Source organism: Enterobacter sp. 22466, from assembly GCF_052044775.1.
Lineage (GTDB): Bacteria > Pseudomonadota > Gammaproteobacteria > Enterobacterales > Enterobacteriaceae > Enterobacter > Enterobacter dissolvens.
In genome coordinates, this window is sequence record NZ_JBQENX010000002.1 from 490,113 (window position 1) to 511,923 (window position 21,811).

Sequence of the window (21,811 nt, forward strand, 5' to 3'; positions counted from 1 at the left end):
AGGTACAAAGCCCAACAGTCAGGTTTATCGCGATGGTCTGGCGGCCATCACAACAGTTAACTCACAGAAGTCATTAGCGAATGAAAATAACAATCTCCGGAACAGGCTATGTTGGACTCTCTAACGGTATTCTGATTGCCCAGAACCATGAAGTGGTTGCGCTGGATATCGTGCAGTCCAAAGTGGATATGCTCAACCAGAAGAAATCGCCAATTGTTGACAAAGAAATCCAGGATTATCTCACTCACAAAGAACTGAATTTCCGCGCTACTACGGATAAAGAAGATGCATACCGTAATGCGGATTACGTCATCATTGCCACTCCTACCGACTATGACCCGAAAACTAACTACTTCAACACATCCACTGTAGAAGCGGTCATTAAAGACGTTATCGCAATCAACCCGAAAGCGGTGATGGTGATTAAGTCAACCATTCCGGTAGGTTTTACTCAATCCATCAAAGAAGAGTTGGGCATCGATAACGTCTTCTTCTCGCCAGAGTTCCTGCGCGAGGGCAGGGCGTTATACGATAACCTGCATCCTTCCCGTATCGTGATTGGTGAGCGTTCTGAGCGTGCGGAACGTTTTGCCGCGCTGCTGCAGGAAGGCGCCATCAAGAAAGATATTCCGGTACTGTTTACCGACTCCACAGAAGCGGAGGCGATTAAGCTTTTCGCCAATACCTACCTGGCAATGCGTGTCGCTTACTTCAACGAACTGGACAGCTATGCAGAGAGCCTGGGGTTGAACACCCGCCAGATCATCGAAGGTGTTTGTCTCGATCCGCGCATTGGTAACCACTATAACAACCCGTCATTTGGCTACGGCGGTTACTGCCTGCCAAAAGATACCAAGCAGCTGCTGGCCAACTATCAGGCTGTGCCAAACAACCTGATTTCAGCCATTGTGGATGCCAACCGCACGCGTAAGGATTTTATTTCTGATTCCATCCTGGCGCGTCAGCCGAAAGTGGTGGGTGTGTATCGTCTGATCATGAAGAGCGGTTCCGATAACTTCCGCGCCTCTTCCATTCAGGGGATAATGAAGCGTATTAAAGCGAAGGGTGTACAGGTCATTATTTATGAACCCGCAATGCAGGAAGATGAGTTCTTCCATTCACGTGTGATTCGCGATTTGAATGCATTCAAGCAGGAAGCGGACGTGATTATCTCTAACCGCATGGCGGAAGAGCTGGGGGATGTGGCGGATAAAGTCTATACCCGCGATCTGTTCGGTAGCGATTGATTATTTTAACGCGCGTAAAAAACCCGGCCATGTTGCCGGGTTTTTTTATTTTCAGACCTTGTAGAAAGCGCGATACCAGTCGACAAAGTTTTTCACCCCGTCTTTGACTGAAGTCTGCGGTTTAAAACCAATAACGTCATACAACGCTTTCGTGTCCGCGCTGGTTTCCAGCACGTCACCCGGTTGAATCGGCATCATGTTTTTCTCTGCTTCTTTGCCGAGAGCTTCTTCCAGCGCCGTAATGTAATCCATAAGCTCAACCGGAGAGCTGTTACCTATGTTGTAAACGCGATAAGGCGCGGAGCTGGTCGCCGGGGAACCGGTCTCGACGGTCCAGTCTGCATCGGCCTGAGGAATGACATCCTGCAAACGAATAATGGCTTCAGCGATGTCATCAATGTAAGTGAAGTCACGCTTCATCTTGCCGTAGTTGTAAACATCGATGCTTTTGCCTTCTATCATTGCCTTTGTAAACTTGAACAGCGCCATGTCCGGACGTCCCCACGGGCCATACACGGTAAAGAAACGCAGGCCGGTGGTCGGCAGGTTATACAGATGGGAATAAGTATGCGACATCAGCTCGTTGGCTTTTTTGGTCGCCGCGTACAGTGACACCGGGTGATCTACGGAGTCGTCAGTGGAGAACGGCATCTTGCGGTTCAGACCATAAACGGAGCTTGATGAGGCATACAGCAGGTGCTGTACCTTGTTATGACGACACCCTTCCAGCACGTTAAGGTGACCGACCAGGTTAGCATCCGCATAAGCGTGCGGATTTTCCAGCGAGTAACGCACACCTGCTTGTGCGGCCAGATGTATCACGCGATCAAACTTTTCGGTGGCAAACAGCGCTGCCATAGCTTCACGATCGGCTAACTCCATTTTGTGGAAGGTGAAATTCCCGGATTTCAGTAAATCCAGACGTGCCAGCTTGAGATTGACGTCATAATAGTCATTCAAATTATCAATTCCGACGACGTGATGCCCGGCATCCAGCAAGCGTTGGCTGACATGCGACCCGATAAAACCTGCCGCGCCCGTGACCAAAAATTTCATATCTGCCCTCATTATATTTCTATCTTGTCGATGCCTGAGGCATCAGAATTGCTATATGATAACGCGTTGACCGCGAGTTACATAACCCATCTTTCCGATATAACTCATCGGATTCTGATAGAAAAATCGCTGGCAACAGATACACTATGTAAACATCACTGTTTTTGCCCTTTTTCATCTGTTAGGGATTGTATGACGCAGAACAACAATACTCCGGTTAATAGCAGTAATGGTCCGGAGCAAATTGATTTACTTGATTTAGTGCTACAGCTGTGGCGTGGAAAGTGGGTAATTGGCGCTTTTGTTGCTGTTTTTATCATCATTGCGGGTATTTATATCACCATCGCAAAAGAAAAATGGACCTCGTCCGCCATTATTGCCCAGCCGGATGCGGCACAGATTGCCACTTACGCGAATGCACTGAATATCCTTTACGGTAGTGCGGCACCTTCAATGCTGGATATTCAAAACCGTGCCATTGGCCGTTTCAATTCCTCATTTTCTGCTTTAGCTCAGGCGCTTGAAAACCAGGAAATGCCAGAAAAGCTGACCATCGATGCAACCGTTAAAGGCCAACCGCTGCCGTTAAGCGTCACTTATCAAGGTGACTCAGCAGAAGCGGCACAGAAACAGCTTGCGCAGTACATCCAACAGGTGGATGAGCAAACGGCGAAGGAACTTGCTCTCGACCTCAAAGACAATATTAAGCAGCAGATCACCACCCTGAACGACTCCCTTGAAAACCAGGAGAAAGTCGCTCAGGAGCAAAAAGATCTGCGTATTAAACAGATTTCTGAGGCGCTTAAGAACGCGGAAGCGGCGAAAATTACCACTCCGCAGATCCAGCAAACCCAGGATGTGACTCAGGAAACCATGTTCCTGCTGGGGAGCGAAGCGCTGAAATCAATGATTGATAACGAAGCGTCTCGTCCGCTGGTCTTCTCTGGCGCTTACTACCAGACTAAGCAAAACTTACTGGATATCGAGAAGTTGAACGTGAACCCGGATACCATCCATGTTTATCGTTACGTTATGAAGCCGGATCTTCCCGTCTATCGTGACAGCCCGAAAAAGGCCATCACGTTAATTCTGGCAGTCTTGCTCGGTGGGATTATCGGTTCTGGTGTGGTTCTCGGCCGCAACGCGCTGCGTAACTACAAGCCAAAAGCCTGATTCGCAGACAAAAAAAGACCAGGTTTCCCCGGTCTTTTTTTATTTATGGCGCTTACGTAAGTTCTCAATCACCGCCGTCAAATCCAGCTCCTGATCCTGCAGCAGCACCAGCAGGTGATACATCAAATCAGACGCTTCGTTGGTCAGCTCTTCGCGGTCATGCACCGTCGCGGCCAGCGCGGTCTCAACGCCTTCTTCACCCACTTTCTGCGCAATACGCTTGGTGCCGCTTGCATACAGCTTCGCCGTATACGAGCTGGAAGGATCTGCCGTTTTACGCTCAGCCAGTAACTGCTCCAGTTGATACAGGAATAGCCATTGGTGGCTAGCCTCTCCGAAGCAGCTGCTGGTACCTTTATGGCAGGTCGGACCGATGGGATTAGCCAGAACCAGCAGAGTATCGTTATCGCAATCCGGCGTAATGCTAACCACATTCAGGAAGTGGCCTGAGGTTTCCCCTTTGGTCCACAGGCGCTGTTTCGTGCGCGAGTAAAAGGTCACTTTGCCGCTGTCGACCGTTTTTGCCAGCGCCTCCTGGTTCATGTATCCCAGCATCAGCACTTCACCGGAAACGGCATGCTGGACAACCACGGGCAGTAATCCGTCAGTTTTTTCCCAGTCCAGCTGCGCCTGTTGTTGCTCTGTTAACATACCCTGATCTCCACGCCCTGGTCGGCCAGGTACGTTTTTAACTCACCAATATTGATAATCTGTTTGTGGAACACGGACGCCGCCAGCGCGCCGTCAACGTTCGCATCGCGGAAGGCTTCCAGGAAGTGTTCCATAGTGCCCGCGCCGCCGGAGGCAATCAGCGGTACGTGACAAACCGCACGCACTTTTTTCAGCTGTTCCAGATCGTAACCGTTACGCACGCCGTCCTGGTTCATCATGTTCAGTACGATTTCGCCCGCGCCACGTTTCTGGACTTCCTGCACCCAGTCCAGCGTCTCCCATTGGGTCACGCGGGTACGGCTTTCGTCGCCAGTATACTGGTTGACGTGATACTTGCCTGTGGCTGCGTCATACCAGGTGTCGATACCGACAACAATACACTGCACGCCAAAGCGATCGGCCAGACGGGTTATCAGTTCCGGGTCAGCCAGCGCAGGGGAGTTAATAGAAATTTTGTCGGCACCGAAGGAGAGGATTTTCGCCGCATCTTCTGCAGACTTAATCCCGCCCGCCACACAGAAGGGAATATCAATCACTTCTGCGACGCGCGCGACCCAGCTTTTGTCTACCACGCGGCCATCGCTGGAGGCGGTGATATCGTAAAATACCAGTTCGTCTGCGCCTTCATCGGCATAGCGTTTCGCCAGCGGGACGATGTCGCCGATGATCTCGTGGTTGCGGAACTGCACGCCTTTTACGACCTGGCCGTCACGTACGTCCAGGCAAGGGATTATCCGTTTTGCCAGCATTGAATCGCCTCCGTCACAGTAAATTTTCCTTCCAGCAGGGCCCGGCCAACAATTACACCCTTGACGCCGGTACCGCGCAGCGCCGCCACATCGCCGATATCACCAATTCCGCCCGAAGACTGGAAGGCTACCTGCGGATAACGCGCGCAGACCTCTTCATACAGCGAGACGTTAGAGCCTGCCAGCGTGCCGTCGCGGGAGATATCCGTGCACAGCACGTGCTTCAGGCCAACGGGCAGATAAATATCCACCAGCTCCTCCAGGGAGACGCCAGAATTCTCCTGCCAGCCGCTGACCGCTACCTGCTTATTGCCCTGTTCGTCGATGCGAACATCCAGGGCCAGCACCAGCGCGTCAGAACCAAAGCGGCGGAACCAGCCTTTCACCGTGTCGGGGTCTTTGACCGCCGTCGAGCCGACCACCACGCGCGCCACGCCTGCGTCCAGCAGTGCCGCAACGTCATCTTCCGTGCGCACACCGCCACCAACCTGTACGGGGACATCCACGCCCGCCACCAGTTTTTTTAACAGTGGGATCTGGCGTTTTGCCGGATCTTTCGCGCCCGTTAAATCCACCAGGTGCAACACCTGCGCACCCTGAGCGGCATAATCCTGCAGGCGCGGCAGCGGGTCGTTACCGTAGTCGCGCTGCTGGCCGTAATCACCCTGATGAAGACGAACAACCGTGCCGTCAATTAAGTCTAAAGCGGGAATAATCATCACATCTCCAGGAAGTTTTTCAGCAGCTGAGCGCCTGCGGCACCCGAACGTTCCGGGTGAAACTGCACGCCAAAGAAGTTATCTTTCTGCACTGCCGCGGTAAACGCCTCGCCATAATTGCACTGGGCGATGGTGTAGGGATTCACCGGCATGGCGTAGCTGTGCACAAAGTAGAAGTAAGCGCCATCCTCAATGCCGCGAAACAGTCTGTCTCCCGCTTTCGCATAAACGCGGTTCCAGCCCATATGCGGCAGTGGTAAACCGTGATCGGCCATTTTTGGCACGTCTTCTTCAATAATACCCAGCAGATCGACGCCGTTGCTCTCTTCACTACGACGGCCGAGCAGCTGCATCCCCAGGCAAATCCCGAGCACTGGCTGGGTACAGGCTTTGATGAGATCGACCAGTTCACGCTCGTGGATCTGATCCATCGCCGCCTGCGCGGTGCCTACACCAGGCAGGAAGAGTTTGTCTGCGCGCAGCACTACGTCCGGGTCACGGCTCACCACCGGCTCGTAGCCGTGGCGGGCAATGGCCGATTTCACGGAGTTCAGGTTGGCGCATCCGGTATCCAGAATCACCGCATTCATTACAGCACTCCTTTTGATGAGGGCAGGGCGTCACCTTCCACACGAATTGCCTGGCGCAGGGTACGGCCAAAGGCCTTGAACAGGCTTTCCACTCGGTGGTGGTCGTTCTTGCCTTTGGTCTTCAGATGCAGCGTCAGGCCCATGGTGTAGGACAATGAACGGAAGAAGTGCTCCACCATTTCGGTGCTGAGATCGCCCACGCGCTGATAGGTGAAATCGGCTTTATATTCCAGGTGAGGACGACCAGAGATATCCATCGCACAGCGCGCCAGGCACTCATCCATGGGCAGAACAAACCCAAAACGGTTGATGCCACGTTTGTCGCCCAGGGCCAGCTTCAGCGCTTCGCCCAGCGCCAGACCGGTGTCTTCAACGGTGTGGTGATCGTCAATGTAGAGATCGCCTTTTACCGTAATCTCCATGCGGAAGCCGCCGTGGGTGGCAATCTGATCCAGCATATGGTCGAAGAAACCCACCCCGGTGTGGATCTTGCTGCCGCCTTCGCGATCCAGCCACACCTTCACGTCAATCTGTGTCTCTTTGGTGTTGCGTTCTACGTGCGAGTAGCGGTCACGTTTGGTGAGCTGCTCGCCAATCTTCGCCCAGTTGATATCGTCGCGGTTGTAGCGCAGCCCGGTGATGCCCATGTTTTCGGCAAGCGTAATGTCGGTGGCGCGATCGCCAATAACATAGCTGTTGGCTTTATCCAGGACATCATCCAGCAGATAGCGTTCTACCAGTTTCACCTTCGGCTTACGGCAGTCGCACGCATCGGCAGGTAGGTGTGGGCAAATCAGCACCTCATCAAATACCACGCCCTGAGAGGTGAGTACCTGCATCATCAGGTTATGCGGGCCGTCAAAGTCGGCCTGCGGGAAGCTGTCGGTACCCAGACCGTCCTGGTTGGTGATCATCACCAGCTTGTATCCGGCTTTCTGCAGTTTCAGCAGCACCGGGATCACGTCTGGTTCAAAAGCCAGTTTGTCGAAACGATCGACCTGAAAATCGGTGGGTGGCTCCGAAATCAGGGTGCCGTCTCGGTCGATAAAGAGGATCTTCTGGCTCATACTTTCTCCGCTTTCAGTGCGTCAATCACGCGCTGGCTCTCTGCACGGGTGCCGACGGTAATACGCAGGCAGCCGCTCAGAGAAGGTTGTTTATTTTGATCACGTAAGATAATGCCCTGATCCCATAAAGATTTAAATACGGCACTGGAGGCGGTAAAGCGAACCAGGAGGTAGTTGGTTTCAGAGTCGAACACCTGCTCTACGCAAGGGATCGCTTTCAGGGCGGTCACCAGGTACTGTCGCTCTTCCAGGATTTGTGCCACACGCTCACGCATTGCATTGATCCCTTGCGGGGTCAGGGCCTGAGCGGCAATGTCAGCCACGGGAGTAGAAAGCGGGTATGGGGCGATCACTTTCAGCAGCAGGTCGATCACCTCTTTATTGGCCAGCGTAAACCCGCAGCGCAGACCTGCGAGCGCAAAGGCTTTCGACAGCGTACGCAGCACCACCAGGTGTGGGTACTCTTCCAGCCAGCCGGCCAGCGTCGCCTGAGGGCAGAACTCAATATAGGCTTCGTCGGCGACCACCAGTGCTTTGCCGCGGGTCATCTCCAGCAGGGTACGGATATCCTGAGGGTTGATAATCTGCCCGGTCGGGTTGTTGGGGCTACAGACAAAGACCACCTTCACGCCGTCCAGATTGTCGGCAATTCCCTGCAGGTCCAGCTGCCAGTTCTCCAGGGAGAGCACGTTACGGCACGCCACGCCAAAGGTTTCCGCGCTGACGCTGTACATGCCGTAGGTAGGCTGGCAGTACATCACCGCATCTTTACTCGGCTCGCAGAACGCGCGGATCAACAGCTCAATACCTTCATCCGCACCGCGGCTGACCAGCACCTGCTCCGGCTTCACGCCTGCATATTGCGCATAGTTTTCAATGACTGCTTTTGGCTGGCACTCCGGATAACGGTTCAGCGTCTGCTGTGACAGCTCAAACTGTACCGCTGTCGGGAATTCGTTGGCGTTCAGCCAGACATCACCGTTGCCGCCCAGGCGACGCGCAGACTGATAAGGCGTCAGTCGACGGACATTTTCCCGCGCTAATTCTTCAATGTTCATGCTTGCTCCTTCAGGGCTGCAACACGCAGCGTAACGGCGTTTTTGTGAGCGGTCAGGCGTTCGGCGGCGGCCAGCGTCTCGATGGTGGACGCCAGCGAGGCAAATCCTTCGCGGGACAACTCCTGCACGGTCATGCGTTTCTGAAAATCGGCCAGGCCCAGGCTGGAACAGGTCGAGGTGTAACCATATGTCGGCAGAACGTGGTTGGTGCCGGAGGCGTAGTCGCCAGCGGACTCCGGGGACCAGTCGCCGAGGAAAACAGACCCTGCGCTGGTGATACTGTCGACCAGGTCGCGCGCGTTGCGAGTCTGAATAATCAGGTGCTCCGGACCGTACTGGTTGGAGATAGCGATGCACTGATCCAGATCGCGCGCCACAATCAGGCGGCTGGCGGATAGCGCCTGGCGTGCCGTGTCGGCGCGCGGCAGGTCGGCAAGCTGACGCTCTACGGCTTCACCCACGCGTTTAGCCATATCGGCATCTGGCGTCAATAAAATCACCTGCGAATCCGGGCCGTGTTCCGCCTGGGATAACAGATCCGACGCCACAAAATCCGGCGTGGCGCCGCTGTCGGCAATCACCAGCACTTCAGACGGACCCGCGGGCATATCAATGGCCGCGCCATCAATACGCTGGCTGACCTGGCGCTTGGCTTCGGTGACAAAGGCGTTGCCCGGGCCAAAAATTTTGTCGACCTTCGGAACAGATTCAGTGCCAAACGCGAGGGCAGAAATCGCCTGCGCACCACCGACTTTAAACACGTCCTGCACACCGCAGAGTTTTGCAGCATACAGAATTTCATCGGCAATCGGCGGTGGGGAACAGAGCACCACTTTCTGGCAACCGGCGATACGCGCCGGGGTGGCCAGCATTAATACGGTAGAGAACAGCGGGGCGGAGCCGCCAGGGATATAGAGGCCCACCGAGGCGACCGGGCGGGTCACCTGCTGGCATCGCACACCCGGCAGCGTTTCCACATCGACGGTCTGTAATTTCTGCGCGACGTGGAAGGTCTCGATATTTTTCACCGCGACGGCCATTGCCTGTTTGATGTCATCACCCAGACGATTGCTGGCATCAGTGATTTCCTGTTCGGTGACCTTTAAGGCGTCAACTTCCGTTTTATCAAACTTTGCGCTGTATTCCCGCAGCGCGTCGTCGCCGCGAGTTTTGACGTTATTGAGGATCTCCGTCACGGTACGGGTGATGCTTTCGGATGCGCTGATGGCCGGGCGCATTAACAACTCGCGCTGCTGTTCGTCAGTACACTCATTCCAGGGGATGATCGTGTTAAAGCTCATGGCCGTTACTCCATCATCTTCTCAATTGGCAGCACCAGAATGGAGCTGGCGCCCAGTGCCTTCAGTTTTTCCATGGTTTCCCAGAACAGCGTTTCGCTACTCACCATGTGCATCGCCACACGCTGCTGATCGCCCGCCAGTGGCAGGATGGTAGGGCGCTCAGCGCCTGGCAGCAGGGCAATCACTTCGTCCAGACGTTCGGTTGGTGCATGCATCATGATGTACTTGGATTCACGCGCCTGAATCACACCCTGAATACGGGTCAGCAGTTTGTCGATCAGCTGCTGTTTGGCATCGGCCATCTCGCCGTCACGCTGGATCAGGCACGCTTTGGAGCGGTAAATGACTTCCACTTCGCGCAGGCCGTTCGCTTCCAAAGTGGCTCCGGTGGAGACGAGGTCGCAGATGGCGTCTGCCAGACCCGCGCGCGGCGCGACTTCGACAGAACCGTTCAGCAGACAGGATTTAAACTGCACGCCTTTCTGATCCAGATAGCGTTTTAACAGGTGAGGATAGGAGGTCGCGATACGTTTGCCGTTCAGCGCGGCCGGGCCGTCCCAGGCTTCATCAACCGGTGTCGCCAGCGACAGGCGGCAGCCACCGAAGTCCAGGCGACGCAGGGTAAAATAGCGCGGATCTTCACCCTGAGCGCGACGGGTCAGGAGCTCTTCTTCCAGCACGTTTTCACCGATGATGCCAAGGTCAACGACACCGTCCATCACCAGTCCCGGGATATCGTCATCACGCACGCGCAGAATGTCGATGGGCATGTTTTCAGCCAGAGCAATCAGGCGCTGGGTGTGCAGGTTGATTTTAATCCCGCAGCGGGCCAGCAGTTCGCGTGAATCATCACTCAAACGGCCTGATTTTTGAATAGCTATGCGTAAACGTGAGTTATCTAACATTCTGTGTTCCTCGTTAACCTGTCTGAATTTGGTCCAAAAAAAAGCCCCCGGAAGAAGATCTTCCGGGGGCTTTCTCATGCGTTCATGCACCACTGGAAGATCCAAACGTCTTCCAGCACACATCGCCTGAAAGACTAGTCAGGATGATGGTGATGATGGTGGTGTTTAAATTGAACGCGTGTCATATAAATATTCTCGATGAATGCTTATTCATTTGATGTCTTTTAACCTAAACCAGTTGTATGACAGATTGCAAGGGCTTTTTTTGATCATTAATTCATTTCATATTGACGCTATGAATTGTGTGTTCTGCCGGGCTGGCGTAGCCTTAAGACAGACGAGTGAGAGTCAGGAGAATTCGCATGAAAAAGGTCGCGATTGTCGGTTTAGGGTGGCTGGGAATGCCGCTGGCGATGTCATTAGCCGCGAAAGGCTGGCAAGTGACCGGGAGCAAAACCACGGCGGACGGGGTAGAGGCGGCGCGCATGTGCGGTATTGATGGCGTCGAACTGCGTCTTGAACCTGAGCTGGTGTGTGATGCTGACGATCTGGACACGCTGATGAATGTGGATGCGCTGGTCATTACGCTTCCCGCGCGACGCAGCGGTCCGGGCGAATCATTTTATCTGCAGGCGATGCAGGAGATTGTCGACAGCGCGCTGGCGCACCATGTACCGCGTATAATCTTTACCAGCTCAACATCGGTCTATGGCGATGTGGAAGGGGTAGTGAAAGAGGGCACCGAGCGCCATCCTGTCACCGCGAGCGGCAAGGTGTTGAAAGAGCTGGAAGACTGGCTGCACAACCTGCCGGGTACGCAGGTCGATATCGTGCGTCTGGCGGGGCTGGTTGGCCCAGGCCGGCATCCGGGACGCTTTTTTGCCGGCAAGTCAGCCCCTGATGGGCAACATGTTGTCAATCTGGTGCATTTAGAGGACGTTATTGGCGCAATTGAGCTTCTCTTACAGGCTCCAAAGGGTGGGCACATCTATAATATATGTGCGCCCTCTCATCCTGCGCGTAGTACATTTTACCCGCTAATGGCGCGTCAGCTGGGCCTGGCGCCACCCGTTTTTGGTGACGCGAAGGACGGAAGTAAAGGCAAAATTGTTGATGGCAATCGCATTTGTCATGAGCTGGGGTTTGAGTATCAATATCCCGATCCGCTGGTGATGCCCATGGCATAAGTCCCGCAGCGGAGACGATCGCACACCGGAAGGGGGCGAACATGAAACCGCTGCTGGATGTTCTTATTATTCTGGATGCACTGGAAAAAGAAGGCAGCTTTGCGGCTGCCTCGGCGAAGCTCTACAAAACCCCCTCAGCGCTGAGCTATACCGTTCATAAACTGGAAAGCGATCTGAATATCCAGATCCTCGATCGCTCCGGCCACCGGGCTCGCTTTACCCGCACCGGACAGATGCTGCTGGAAAAAGGGCGTGAAGTTCTGCACACCGTCCGCGAACTGGAAAAACAGGCCATCAAACTTCATCAGGGCTGGGAAAATGAACTGGTGATTGGTGTTGACGATACCTTTCCGTTTTCTCTCCTGACGCCGCTGATTGAGGCGTTTTATCAGCGCCACAGCGTGACCCGGCTGATTTTCATTAATGGTGTGCTGGGCGGCTCCTGGGAGGCCCTGGTTCAGGGCAGGGCGGATATCATCGTCGGCGCATTACATGAACCCCCTCAGCTGAGCGATTTTGGATTTGCCCGCCTCGGGATACTGGAGCAAGTTTTCGCGGTCGCTCCACATCATCCGCTGGCCCGGGAGCCGGAGCCCATTAATCGGCGCATTATTAAAAGTTACCGCGCCATCGTGGTGGGCGACAGCTCACGCCCGGAATGCGCCGTCTCGTCGCAGTTGCTTGATGAGCAAGAGGCCATCACCGTTTTTGATTTTAAAACCAAGCTGGAATTGCAAATCAGTGGGCTGGGGTGTGGCTATTTGCCCCGCTACCTGGCACAGCGGTTCCTTGATAGCGGGGCGCTGGTTGAAAAACAGGTGCTGGCCCAAAGCAGTAATGAATCGGTGTGGGTTGGCTGGAATGAACAAACAGCGGGGTTAGCCAGCGCCTGGTGGCGGGACGAAATTTTAGCAAATAGTGCTATCGCTGCCGTCTACACGCAGAGTGGTGTCGAGAAATCAGCCAGTTAGCGCAGGAAAATTTACAATGCCTTTGTAAAGTATTGCGTTTTGTATCTGATGTGGGGCAAAATGCGCCGCAGCAACCAAATGAATAATCGACGATATAAAAGGCGTCGGTTATTTTTTTTTGCATGTATGAAACGAAACTAAAAACCAAGAGGCCGGGCTTCGTACCGGATAGATATTTACTAAAATCCGACAGTTGTTGTCGCTGAGGAAGAAAGAAATGGGGCAATTTTTCGCTTACGTGGCGGTTATCACCGTAAAGGAGAATAACTATGTCGCATAACGCAACTCCAAACACCTCTCGCGTGGAATTACGTAAAACACTTACGTTGATTCCGGTTGTTATGATGGGCCTTGCCTATATGCAACCAATGACGCTGTTCGATACATTCGGTATCGTATCAGGCCTCACAGACGGTCATGTGCCGACCGCGTACGCCTTCGCGCTGGTCGCGATCCTCTTTACCGCACTGAGCTACGGTAAACTGGTTCGTCGTTATCCGTCTGCCGGTTCTGCCTACACCTATGCCCAGAAATCCATCAGTCCTACCGTTGGCTTTATGGTGGGCTGGTCGTCGCTGCTCGACTATCTGTTCGCGCCGATGATCAACATTCTGCTGGCGAAAATTTACTTTGAAGCACTGGTGCCGTCGATCCCATCCTGGATGTTCGTCGTGGCGCTGGTGGCCTTTATGACGGCCTTTAACCTGCGCAGCATCAAGTCTGTTGCCAACTTTAACTCCGTTATCGTTGTGCTTCAGGTTGTCCTGATTGCCGTGATCCTCGGTATGGTCATTTATGGCGTATTCCATGGCGAAGGCGCAGGCACCCTGGCGAGCAGCAAGCCGTTCTGGTCTGGTGATGCGCATGTGATCCCGATGATTACCGGGGCAACCATTCTGTGCTTCTCCTTTACCGGTTTTGACGGTATCAGCAACCTGTCTGAAGAAACCAAAGATGCAGAGCGTGTGATTCCGCGTGCTATCTTCCTGACGGCGCTGATTGGCGGTCTGATCTTTATCTTCTCGACCTATTTCCTGCAGCTGTACTTCCCGGATATCTCCCGCTTCAAGGATCCGGATGCCTCTCAGCCGGAAATTATGCTCTACGTGGCGGGTAAAGCATTCCAGGTTGGCGCGCTGATTTTCTCCACCATCACCGTACTGGCATCGGGTATGGCCGCGCACGCAGGCGTTGCGCGTCTGATGTACGTAATGGGTCGTGATGGCGTATTCCCGAAAAGCTTCTTCGGCTACGTGCATCCAACCTGGCGTACGCCGGCGATGAACATCATCCTGGTAGGTGCGATTGCGCTGCTGGCAATCAACTTTGACCTGGTGATGGCAACTGCGCTGATTAACTTCGGTGCGCTGGTGGCGTTCACCTTTGTTAACCTGTCGGTTATCTCTCAGTTCTGGATCCGTGAAAAGCGTAACAAAACGCTGAAAGATCACTTCCAGTATCTGTTCCTGCCGATGTGCGGTGCGCTGACTGTGGGTGCACTGTGGGTTAACCTGGAAGAGAGCTCAATGGTGCTTGGCCTGATTTGGGCGGGTATCGGTCTCGTTTATCTGGCCTGCGTCACGAAGAGCTTCCGTAACCCGGTACCTCAGTACGAAGACGTTGCGTAATACCGTGTCGGGTGGCGGCTACGCTTACCCGACCGACAAAACCCGTAGGCCCGCGTAAGCGCAGCGCCACCGGGCAAAAAAAACCGGAGACCATCGGCTCCGGTTTTTTTATCGCTGAATTTCAGACGATCTCTTGTACGTACTTGAACAGTGCTTTCAGTAGCGCTTGCTTCTCTTCATTCCCTTCGTATTGGCCGTAAAGCATCTCCAGCTCCTGCGCATACCCGTGCAGATATTCCGGCGTAAACACATTACGCCGATGCTGCAGCCAGCGTTCCTGCTCAGCTTCATCCAGCGTGCCGGGATAGTTACGCGCGCGGTAGTTAAACATCAGCTTCTCAATGCGTTTATCCGCAAAGGTGATGTCCAGCGCGGGCAGGTTACGCGGTTCGGTCTGCAGCACGATGTTCATGGCAGCCCGGTCGGCATCGCTGAAGAAGCCGTTATACAGCTGCGCATCCACGTTTTCGGACGGCACGAATGGCTCGGCTTCGGCAAATATGGCGACGACTTTCTCGCGCACCTGCGGATTTTCGCGCAGTACTTTAAGGTTATCCAGGCAGTGCTGACGGTTGATCCCGAGCCTGTCGGCATCCTCCGGGCGCAGCGTATTGGCCTGCGCCAATACCGGACATTTATTGATATGCACCAGTTTGACCGGCACCGCGGGCAGATCTCCCAGCGCATCTTTCGGGGTATAGAGGCGCTCACGCAAGGTATCGCTGTCGAGCTCCAGCAGCGGGGAGATATCCCCGGCTAAATCCACCATGATGACCGCGTTACGGTTATCCGGGTGCCAGGCCAGCGGTGCCACCCAGCTTGTGTTGCCGCGCCAGGCACCAAACATGCCGGAGATATGCACCAGCGGTTTCATCTGCGGCACATCAATCAGCGTCATCAGTTTCTGCTTGCTGCGATGACTCAACAGATACTCAAACAGACGAGGTTGTGCGGTTTTGACCAGCTTCGCCATGGCAATGGTGGCGTAGACGTCGGCCATCGCGTCGTGGGCATTACTGTGCTCAATGCCGTTGGCGCGCGTCAGGTGCTCCAGCCGGAAGCTTGGCAATCCGTCTTCGTTCTCCGGCCAGTTAATCCCCTCCGGACGCAGCGCATAGCAAGCGCGCATAATGTCGAGTAAATCCCAGCGCGAATTGCGGTTCTGCCAGCTCCAGGCGTAGGGATCGTAGAAGTTGCGGTAGAAGATGTTGCGCGTCACTTCATCATCGAAACGGATATTGTTGTACCCAACCACGCAGGTATGGGGAACGGTAAACAGATCGTGGATACGGCGGGCGAACTCTGCCTCGTTAACGCCTTTTTCCCGCGCTTCCTGGGGGGTTATCCCGGTGACCATGACCGCGCCGGGCTGCGGCAGGTAGTCATCGGCAGGTTTGCAGTAAAAAACCTCTGGCTCGCCAATGATATTGAATTCGTCGTCGGTACGGATGGCGGCAAACTGCGCCGGCCGATCCAGCGCCGGGTGGGTGCCGAAGGTTTCATAGTCGTGGAACAAAAAAGTCGGGCGTGCGGCAGAGTCAGACACCAGTAATACCATCCTGTTAAAAAGTGACACCACTATGGTAAACGATCGTGAGGAGCAGACCGAATAAAAAGCACCGTCATGCTGCAAATTTGCGAGCGTGCTTCAGGGCAAAACATGCTTCCTGTCACATTTTTTTGCAATTAAGCCAGGTAACGACAACAGAACTCCCGTAAAAAGGTCATCGATTTTTAATGACCTGAGGATATACCGTTGAAACGCCGTCTGTTTATTGCTGTTTCTTTACTCGCTTCGAGTGTCTCATCTGCTTTTGCGGCCGATCCGCTGGATTTTTCGCCGCAGCCCCCGGCCATTCAGGCCGGCTCCTGGGTACTGATGGATTACACTACGGGTCAAATCTTAACGGCGGGCAACGAACATCAACAACGCAATCCGGCGAGCCTTACCAAGCTGATGACCGGCTATGTTGTTGACCGTGCTATTGATAGCCACCGCATTTCGCCGGATGACATTGTGACCGTGGGGCGCGACGCGTGGGCAAAAGGTAACCCGGTATTTGACGGTTCGTCACTGATGTTCCTGAAAGAGGGTGACCGCGTTTCTGTGCGCGATCTCAGCCGCGGCCTGATTGTGGATTCCGGCAACGATGCCTGTGTGGCGCTGGCGGATCACGTGGCCGTTGGTCAGCCGCAGTTCGTAAAGATGATGAACGACTATGTGCAAAAGCTGAATCTGCGCGATACGCACTTTGAAACCGTTCATGGTCTGGATGCCCCGGGCCAGCACAGCTCTGCGTATGACCTGGCCGTGCTGTCCAGGGCCATCATCCACGGCGAGCCTGAGTTTTACCATATGTACAGCGAAAAGAGCCTGACCTGGAACGGGATCACGCAGCAAAACCGTAACGGCCTGCTGTGGGATAAGACCATGAACGTGGATGGCCTGAAAACGGGGCATACGTCGGGCGCAGGGTTTAACCTGATTGCTTCCGCCGTGGACGGTCAGCGTCGCTTGATCGCCGTGGTGATGGGGGCAGACAGTCCGAAAGGACGTGAGGATCAGGCCCGTAAACTGCTGCACTGGGGGCAACAGAATTTTGATACCGTGCAGATCCTGCATAACGGTAAAAAAGTGGGCACCGAGCGGATCTGGTACGGTGATAAAGAACAGGTGAACCTGGGCACTGACCAGGATTTCTGGCTGGCATTACCGAAAGCTGAAGTACCGAACATCAAGGCAAAATACGTGCTGGATAAAAAAGAGCTGGAAGCGCCGATTGCCGCGCATCAGCGGGTCGGCGAAATCCAGTTATACGACCGTGACAAGGTGGTCGCTCACTGGCCGCTGGTGACGCTTGAGCGTGTTGATAAAGGTGGCCTTTTCTCCCGTCTGAGTGATTATCTGCACCACAAAATCTAACCTTTTTGAGCAGACTGGCAGGGTTGCGAGTCTGCTCACATAATAAACACTCCCCGTTTGCCGATAATATAAATTCTGCTTTATAGTGTATAAATATACAGTAATAAACGGAGGCAGTATGGATTACAGCATCAGGCAGGAAAAGAAACGTAAGATTGCCGGTTTTCACCTGGTCGGGCCATGGGAACACACGGTAAAACAGGGCTTCGAACAGCTGGTCATGTGGGTCGATGGCCGTCACATTCAGCCACTGGAGTGGGTTGCGGTGTACTACGATAATCCGGACGAAGTCCCGGCAGAAAAACTGCGCTGCGATACGGCCGTTACGGTACCGGATGATTTCGTTATCCCGGACAACAGCGAAGGCGTCATGATGACGGAAATTGCTGCCGGAGATTACGCCGTCGCGAAAGCACGTGTTGAAAACTACGACTTCGCCACCCCGTGGTATCAGTTCTTTAATTCCCTCCTGCAGGACAATAAATACCAGATGGCGCTTAAACCGTGCTTCGAGCGCTATCTAAATGATGGCAACGCTGACGGATACTGGGACATCGAAATGTTTATCGCCGTAGAGAATAAAGCGAGATAGTCCTGTTAATCGTAGGGTTTTTCAGCCGGATGTGATCCGTCCGGCTGAAAACGCAGTACAATTGTGATTTGCCGTGTAGCTGGAGAGCGGGTGTGCGTCCCGACAAATCATTAACATCTTTCGAAATTCGGCTGTATAAACACTATCGCGTGGTCCACGGGTGCCGTATTGCGCTGGCATTCGTTCTGACGTTTGTGCTGGTCCGTTTGCTGGATGTTCCTGAAGGCACGTGGCCGCTGATCACGCTGGTGGTCGTCATGGGGCCAATCTCGTTTTGGGGGAACGTTGTCCCCCGCGCCTTCGAGCGCATTGGCGGTACGGTTTTAGGCTCAGCCCTTGGGCTGATTGCCCTGAAGCTGGAGCTGATTTCATTTCCGGTGATGCTGGCCTGGTGCGGTGTCGCAATGTTCCTCTGCGGCTGGCTGGCGCTGGGTAAAAAGCCCTATCAGGCACTGCTGATTGGTATCACCCTCGCCGTGGTGGTCGGCGCGCCAGCGGGTGATATGACCACGGCACTGTGGCGAAGCGGGGATGTTATTCTTGGTTCACTGCTGGCGATGCTTTTCACCGGTATCTGGCCGCAGCGCGCTTTCCTGCACTGGCGCATCCAGATGGCAAACTACGTCACTGCCTTTAACCGCGTCTACCAGGCCGGTTTTTCACCGAATCTGGTAGAACGTCCCCGGCTGGAGAAGCACCTCCAGCAGATCCTTAATGATGTGGTCAGAATGCGCGGTCTGATTACCCCGGCCAGCAAAGAGACCCATATCCAGAAATCGATTTTCGAAGCTATCCAGACCGTAAGCCGCAATCTGGTCTGCATGCTTGAGCTGCAAATCAACGCACACTGGGCCTCACGCCCCAGCCATCTCTTGATGCTGAACGCACAGACGCTGAAGGAGACGCAGCAGATGACGCAACAAACCCTGCTGACCATCGCTCATGCCCTTTATGAAGGTAACCCGCAACCTATCCTCGCGAACAGCGAGCGTCTGAATGAGATCGTTGCCGAACTGAAACAGCTGATCAACGAGCGTCAGAGCGACAACGTGGCGGAAACACCGATTCATGGCTACGTCTGGCTGAGCATGGAACTGGCGCGTCAGCTTGAGTTGCTGTCGCATCTTATTTGCCGGGCATTGCGCAAATAAAGAGCAGCTATCGCCATATGTGACGGCTGCTGCTTCGATTCAGCATCAATTGGGGTTATGATAGTTTTAAACGATATACTCATTGTCATTCGCAACCGCTGTCAGTAAGGTTACTGTTACAACGGTTGCTTTAACGAATCCGAATCTCACATTATCAGGGGTGTAAAAATGGAAACTACCAAGCCTTCGTTCCAGGATGTTCTGGAATTCGTCCGCCTGTTCCGCCGCAAAAACAAACTGCAGCGTGAAATCCAGGACGTTGAGAAGAAGATCCGTGACAACCAGAAACGTGTTCTGCTGCTGGATAACCTGAGCGACTACATCAAGCCAGGTATGAGCGTTGAAGCCATCCAGGGTATCATCGCCAGCATGAAGAGCGACTACGAAGACCGCGTTGATGATTACATCATCAAAAACGCTGAGCTGTCTAAAGAGCGTCGTGACATCTCCAAGAAGCTGAAAGTGATGGGCGAAATCAAAAACGCTGAAGCCAAAAGCGAATAATCGCAGCTGATTGCAAAAAAAGGCTCTCTGGTGACAGAGAGCCTTTTTTATTACACAGAGCGCGGCTGTAGCTGGTAGATCCAGGCCTTAACCTGGTCACCTTCGGCGGTGGTCACCATGACCTCGACCCGATCGTAACCGTCTTCAAATTCGTCCAGCATCGGCCAGTGTGCCTGGAGGTTGCTGGAGGTAAAGAGATAGCCCTCTACGCACGGACCATCGGCGTGCAGCACGATACCCGGAAAATCCGCCGCAGCACCCCAGCCACGCTCATAAAACGTCCCGGTGACAAAACCGACCTGCCATTCGCCGCCGATGTTTTCGAGAATATGTGCATTTGAGTGACCCGGGCGTAACGTACCGTAGACAAACAAAGAGTCCATGTTTTCCTCACCAGAAAAGCAAAAAGCCCGCTTTAAAAGCGGGCTTTTCAGAATGTGGCTCCTCTGACTGGACTCGAACCAGTGACATACGGATTAACAGTCCGCCGTTCTACCGACTGAACTACAGAGGAATCGTTGTGGAGGCTTATCTTAGCGGCGAAAAAACTTTTGTCAAACCTGATCTTAGTGATTAGCGATCGATTGCCGATTCTGTCATCAGTTTGTTGCAAATCCAGACATCTTTTTATGGAAAATACTTTGCAGGATGAGCTTTTCTCCCCCATCATTTGAAATGGAGTTTCAACTTTTCTCGCTAAGGTCCATTTTGAACGTTACTGCCACTCTCCGCCAGGCGATTATGCGCACGCCATGGTATGCAAAACGTAAAAGTTATCGTGTTCTGTTCTGGCGTGAAATCACCCCGCTTGCCGTACCTATTTTTCTGGAGAATACCTGCGTTCTGCTGATGGGGGTGTTGAGCACCTTCCTGGTGAGCTGGCTGGGTAAAGAGGCGATGGCCGGGGTTGGGCTGGCGGACAGTTTTAACATGGTGGTGATGTCTTTCTTTGCCGCTATCGATCTTGGCACCACGGTGGTGGTGGCCTTTAGCCTGGGCAAGCTGGATCCGAAGCGTGCGCGCGAAGCCGCCCGGCAGTCGCTGATGATCATGACCATTTTTTCAATCATCCTGGCGGCGGTGATCCACTATTTCGGCAAAGAGATAATCGATTTTGTCGCGGGTGAAGCGACGAATGAAGTTAAGGATCTGGCGCTGACCTATCTGGAAATGACGGTCTTAAGCTATCCGGCAGCGGCCATCGCGCTGATTGGTAGCGGCGCGCTGCGCGGGGCAGGCAACACCAAAATTCCTTTGCTGATCAACGGCGGAATGAACATCCTGAATATCATGATCAGTAGTGTCCTGATTTACGGTGTTTTCTCCTGGGAGGGGATGGGGTTTGTTGGCGCAGGCCTGGGGCTGACTATCTCCCGCTACATTGGTGCGGCAGCCATCCTCGGGGTGTTGATGGCGGGGATCACGCCATCGCTGCGCCTCACGTTAAAAAGCTACTTCCGACCCTTTAACTTCGCCATTATCTGGGAAGTGATGGGGATTGGTATTCCTGCCAGTATCGAGTCGGTACTGTTCAACGGCGGTAAACTGCTCACCCAGATGTTTGTTGCCGGTATGGGGACAGATGTGATTGCCGGTAACTTTATAGCCTTTTCCATCGCCTCCCTGATTAACCTGCCGGGCAACGCCCTCGGGTCGGCCTCCACCATCATCACCGGTAAACGGCTCGGCAAAGGGCAGATAGGGCAGGCGGAGCGGCAGCTGCGCCATGTCTTCTGGCTGTCGACCATCGGTCTGACGCTCATTGCCTGGGGGAGTGCGCCCTTTGCCGGGCTGATGGCCTCGTTCTACACCCACGAAGATGATGTCAAAGAGGTCGTTAAGATCCTCATTTGGCTTAACGCGGCCTTTATGCCCATCTGGGCGGCGTCCTGGGTACTGCCTGCCGGGTTAAAAGGCGCACGCGATGCCCGCTTTGCGATGTGGGTATCCATGCTCGGTATGTGGGGTTGCCGCGTAGTGGCGGGTTATACGCTGGGGGTCATGCTCGGTATGGGGGTTGTCGGTGTCTGGCTGGGGATGTTCCTTGACTGGGCCGTGCGTGGGGCATTGTTCTACTGGCGGATGGTAAGTGGGCGCTGGCTCTGGAAATATCCGCGACACAATGCCTGACAAATGTGCGAAATGTTGAATAAATCGGCAAACGATCGGAAATCTGCATTCTGCCTTTGACAACACCGGGTAGCATCGATAATATGCGCCCCGTTCACACGATTCCTCTGTAGTTCAGTCGGTAGAACGGCGGACTGTTAATCCGTATGTCACTGGTTCGAGTCCAGTCAGAGGAGCCAAATTTGAAA

General features: G+C 53.9%; 23 protein-coding genes, 2 tRNA genes and 1 other annotated feature. Of the genes, 12 read left to right on the forward strand and 13 right to left on the reverse strand.

Annotated elements, in window-relative coordinates; all coding sequences use genetic code 11:
* Nucleotides 1-80 precede the first annotated feature (80 nt).
* Nucleotides 81-1,247 (forward strand): UDP-glucose 6-dehydrogenase, encoded by a 1,167-nt coding sequence (ugd, locus tag ACTJJI_RS08880; RefSeq protein ID WP_440653667.1) that lies wholly within the window; start codon nucleotides 81-83, stop codon nucleotides 1,245-1,247.
* Between the two features lie 51 nt (nucleotides 1,248-1,298).
* Here the strand turns inward: ugd and ACTJJI_RS08885 are convergent, their stop codons facing one another.
* The gene (locus tag ACTJJI_RS08885; protein ID WP_063424946.1) at nucleotides 1,299-2,303 is read right to left on the reverse strand and encodes an NAD-dependent epimerase; all 1,005 of its coding nucleotides are present in this window, start codon (nucleotides 2,301-2,303) and stop codon (nucleotides 1,299-1,301) included.
* Between the two features lie 192 nt (nucleotides 2,304-2,495).
* Between ACTJJI_RS08885 and wzzB the strand changes: the two genes are divergently transcribed.
* Entirely contained in the window at nucleotides 2,496-3,476 is a 981-nt protein-coding gene (gene wzzB / locus ACTJJI_RS08890) for an LPS O-antigen chain length determinant protein WzzB (RefSeq protein ID WP_125364549.1), read from the forward strand.
* A gap of 39 nt (nucleotides 3,477-3,515) precedes the next feature.
* On the opposite strand, the gene hisIE is transcribed toward wzzB, so the two are convergent.
* The 9 genes from hisIE to hisL all read right to left on the reverse strand — a co-directional run bounded on the left by hisIE (nucleotide 3,516) and on the right by hisL (nucleotide 10,722).
* The gene (gene hisIE / locus ACTJJI_RS08895) at nucleotides 3,516-4,127 is read right to left on the reverse strand and encodes a bifunctional phosphoribosyl-AMP cyclohydrolase/phosphoribosyl-ATP diphosphatase HisIE (RefSeq protein ID WP_014832598.1); all 612 of its coding nucleotides are present in this window, start codon (nucleotides 4,125-4,127) and stop codon (nucleotides 3,516-3,518) included.
* A complete protein-coding gene (hisF, locus tag ACTJJI_RS08900) occupies nucleotides 4,121-4,897 on the reverse strand; it encodes an imidazole glycerol phosphate synthase subunit HisF (RefSeq protein ID WP_013097847.1) in 777 nt (258 codons plus the stop codon). The genes hisIE and hisF overlap by 7 nt, the downstream gene beginning before the upstream one ends.
* Complete coding sequence (gene hisA / locus ACTJJI_RS08905) at nucleotides 4,879-5,616, reverse strand: 1-(5-phosphoribosyl)-5-[(5-phosphoribosylamino)methylideneamino]imidazole-4-carboxamide isomerase (RefSeq protein ID WP_440653670.1); 738 nt, start codon at nucleotides 5,614-5,616, stop codon at nucleotides 4,879-4,881. The genes hisF and hisA overlap by 19 nt, the downstream gene beginning before the upstream one ends.
* Nucleotides 5,616-6,206, reverse strand: a complete 591-nt coding sequence (gene hisH, locus ACTJJI_RS08910; protein WP_440653672.1) for an imidazole glycerol phosphate synthase subunit HisH — start codon at nucleotides 6,204-6,206, stop codon at nucleotides 5,616-5,618. The genes hisA and hisH overlap by 1 nt, the downstream gene beginning before the upstream one ends.
* Nucleotides 6,206-7,273 (reverse strand): bifunctional histidinol-phosphatase/imidazoleglycerol-phosphate dehydratase HisB, encoded by a 1,068-nt coding sequence (gene hisB / locus ACTJJI_RS08915; protein ID WP_196372593.1) that lies wholly within the window; start codon nucleotides 7,271-7,273, stop codon nucleotides 6,206-6,208. The genes hisH and hisB overlap by 1 nt, the downstream gene beginning before the upstream one ends.
* The gene (hisC, locus tag ACTJJI_RS08920) at nucleotides 7,270-8,331 is read right to left on the reverse strand and encodes a histidinol-phosphate transaminase (RefSeq protein WP_440653675.1); all 1,062 of its coding nucleotides are present in this window, start codon (nucleotides 8,329-8,331) and stop codon (nucleotides 7,270-7,272) included. The genes hisB and hisC overlap by 4 nt, the downstream gene beginning before the upstream one ends.
* Nucleotides 8,328-9,632: a histidinol dehydrogenase gene (gene hisD / locus ACTJJI_RS08925; protein WP_440653677.1), complete on the reverse strand. Its 1,305-nt coding sequence runs from the start codon at nucleotides 9,630-9,632 to the stop codon at nucleotides 8,328-8,330. Before hisD ends, hisC begins: the two co-directional genes overlap by 4 nt.
* 5 nt (nucleotides 9,633-9,637) lie before the next feature.
* Nucleotides 9,638-10,537 carry an ATP phosphoribosyltransferase gene (gene hisG / locus ACTJJI_RS08930; protein WP_000886595.1) on the reverse strand — a complete coding sequence of 300 codons (900 nt, stop codon included), beginning with the start codon at nucleotides 10,535-10,537 and terminating at the stop codon, nucleotides 9,638-9,640.
* Nucleotides 10,538-10,572: 35 nt separating this feature from the next.
* Nucleotides 10,573-10,696 (reverse strand) — a sequence feature (His leader region).
* On the reverse strand, nucleotides 10,672-10,722 hold the full coding sequence (gene hisL, locus ACTJJI_RS08935) for a his operon leader peptide (RefSeq protein WP_001364200.1): 51 nt from the start codon (nucleotides 10,720-10,722) through the stop codon (nucleotides 10,672-10,674). (Overlaps the previous feature by 25 nt.)
* A gap of 177 nt (nucleotides 10,723-10,899) precedes the next feature.
* On the opposite strand from hisL, the gene ACTJJI_RS08940 reads away from it, so the two are divergent.
* The 4 genes from ACTJJI_RS08940 (at nucleotide 10,900) to plaP (ending at nucleotide 14,323) form a co-directional block, all read left to right on the forward strand.
* Nucleotides 10,900-11,724 (forward strand): SDR family oxidoreductase, encoded by an 825-nt coding sequence (locus tag ACTJJI_RS08940; RefSeq protein ID WP_014832591.1) that lies wholly within the window; start codon nucleotides 10,900-10,902, stop codon nucleotides 11,722-11,724.
* Between the two features lie 41 nt (nucleotides 11,725-11,765).
* On the forward strand, nucleotides 11,766-12,695 hold the full coding sequence (locus ACTJJI_RS08945) for a LysR substrate-binding domain-containing protein (protein ID WP_014832590.1): 930 nt from the start codon (nucleotides 11,766-11,768) through the stop codon (nucleotides 12,693-12,695).
* 217 nt (nucleotides 12,696-12,912) lie between these two features.
* Complete coding sequence (gene yoeI, locus ACTJJI_RS08950) at nucleotides 12,913-12,975, forward strand: membrane protein YoeI (RefSeq protein WP_099458931.1); 63 nt, start codon at nucleotides 12,913-12,915, stop codon at nucleotides 12,973-12,975.
* Nucleotides 12,965-14,323: a putrescine/proton symporter PlaP gene (gene plaP / locus ACTJJI_RS08955; protein WP_014832589.1), complete on the forward strand. Its 1,359-nt coding sequence runs from the start codon at nucleotides 12,965-12,967 to the stop codon at nucleotides 14,321-14,323. Before yoeI ends, plaP begins: the two co-directional genes overlap by 11 nt.
* Nucleotides 14,324-14,444: 121 nt before the next feature.
* On the opposite strand, the gene sbcB is transcribed toward plaP, so the two are convergent.
* The gene (gene sbcB, locus ACTJJI_RS08960) at nucleotides 14,445-15,881 is read right to left on the reverse strand and encodes an exodeoxyribonuclease I (protein WP_369701520.1); all 1,437 of its coding nucleotides are present in this window, start codon (nucleotides 15,879-15,881) and stop codon (nucleotides 14,445-14,447) included.
* A 198-nt stretch (nucleotides 15,882-16,079) separates the two neighbouring features.
* Between sbcB and dacD the strand changes: the two genes are divergently transcribed.
* The 4 genes from dacD (at nucleotide 16,080) to ACTJJI_RS08980 (ending at nucleotide 19,493) form a co-directional block, all read left to right on the forward strand.
* Nucleotides 16,080-17,246 (forward strand): serine-type D-Ala-D-Ala carboxypeptidase DacD, encoded by a 1,167-nt coding sequence (dacD, locus tag ACTJJI_RS08965; RefSeq protein ID WP_440653680.1) that lies wholly within the window; start codon nucleotides 16,080-16,082, stop codon nucleotides 17,244-17,246.
* A 118-nt stretch (nucleotides 17,247-17,364) separates the two neighbouring features.
* On the forward strand, nucleotides 17,365-17,838 hold the full coding sequence (sbmC, locus tag ACTJJI_RS08970) for a DNA gyrase inhibitor SbmC (RefSeq protein ID WP_125364542.1): 474 nt from the start codon (nucleotides 17,365-17,367) through the stop codon (nucleotides 17,836-17,838).
* Nucleotides 17,839-17,930: 92 nt separating this feature from the next.
* On the forward strand, nucleotides 17,931-18,989 hold the full coding sequence (locus tag ACTJJI_RS08975) for an FUSC family protein (RefSeq protein WP_014832585.1): 1,059 nt from the start codon (nucleotides 17,931-17,933) through the stop codon (nucleotides 18,987-18,989).
* Between the two features lie 168 nt (nucleotides 18,990-19,157).
* Nucleotides 19,158-19,493, forward strand: coding sequence for a DUF496 family protein (locus ACTJJI_RS08980; protein ID WP_010432067.1), 336 nt, complete (start codon nucleotides 19,158-19,160; stop codon nucleotides 19,491-19,493).
* A 50-nt stretch (nucleotides 19,494-19,543) separates the two neighbouring features.
* On the opposite strand, the gene ACTJJI_RS08985 is transcribed toward ACTJJI_RS08980, so the two are convergent.
* Both ACTJJI_RS08985 and ACTJJI_RS08990 read right to left on the reverse strand, forming a co-directional pair.
* Nucleotides 19,544-19,876, reverse strand: a complete 333-nt coding sequence (locus ACTJJI_RS08985) for a gamma-glutamylcyclotransferase family protein (protein WP_047360985.1) — start codon at nucleotides 19,874-19,876, stop codon at nucleotides 19,544-19,546.
* A 55-nt stretch (nucleotides 19,877-19,931) separates the two neighbouring features.
* Nucleotides 19,932-20,007, reverse strand: a tRNA-Asn gene (locus tag ACTJJI_RS08990).
* Nucleotides 20,008-20,168: 161 nt separating this feature from the next.
* Here ACTJJI_RS08990 and emmdR point away from each other — a divergent pair.
* Nucleotides 20,169-21,623: a multidrug efflux MATE transporter EmmdR gene (gene emmdR, locus ACTJJI_RS08995; RefSeq protein WP_014832583.1), complete on the forward strand. Its 1,455-nt coding sequence runs from the start codon at nucleotides 20,169-20,171 to the stop codon at nucleotides 21,621-21,623.
* Between the two features lie 103 nt (nucleotides 21,624-21,726).
* Nucleotides 21,727-21,802, forward strand: a tRNA-Asn gene (locus ACTJJI_RS09000).
* The last annotated feature ends 9 nt before the right edge of the window (nucleotides 21,803-21,811 follow it).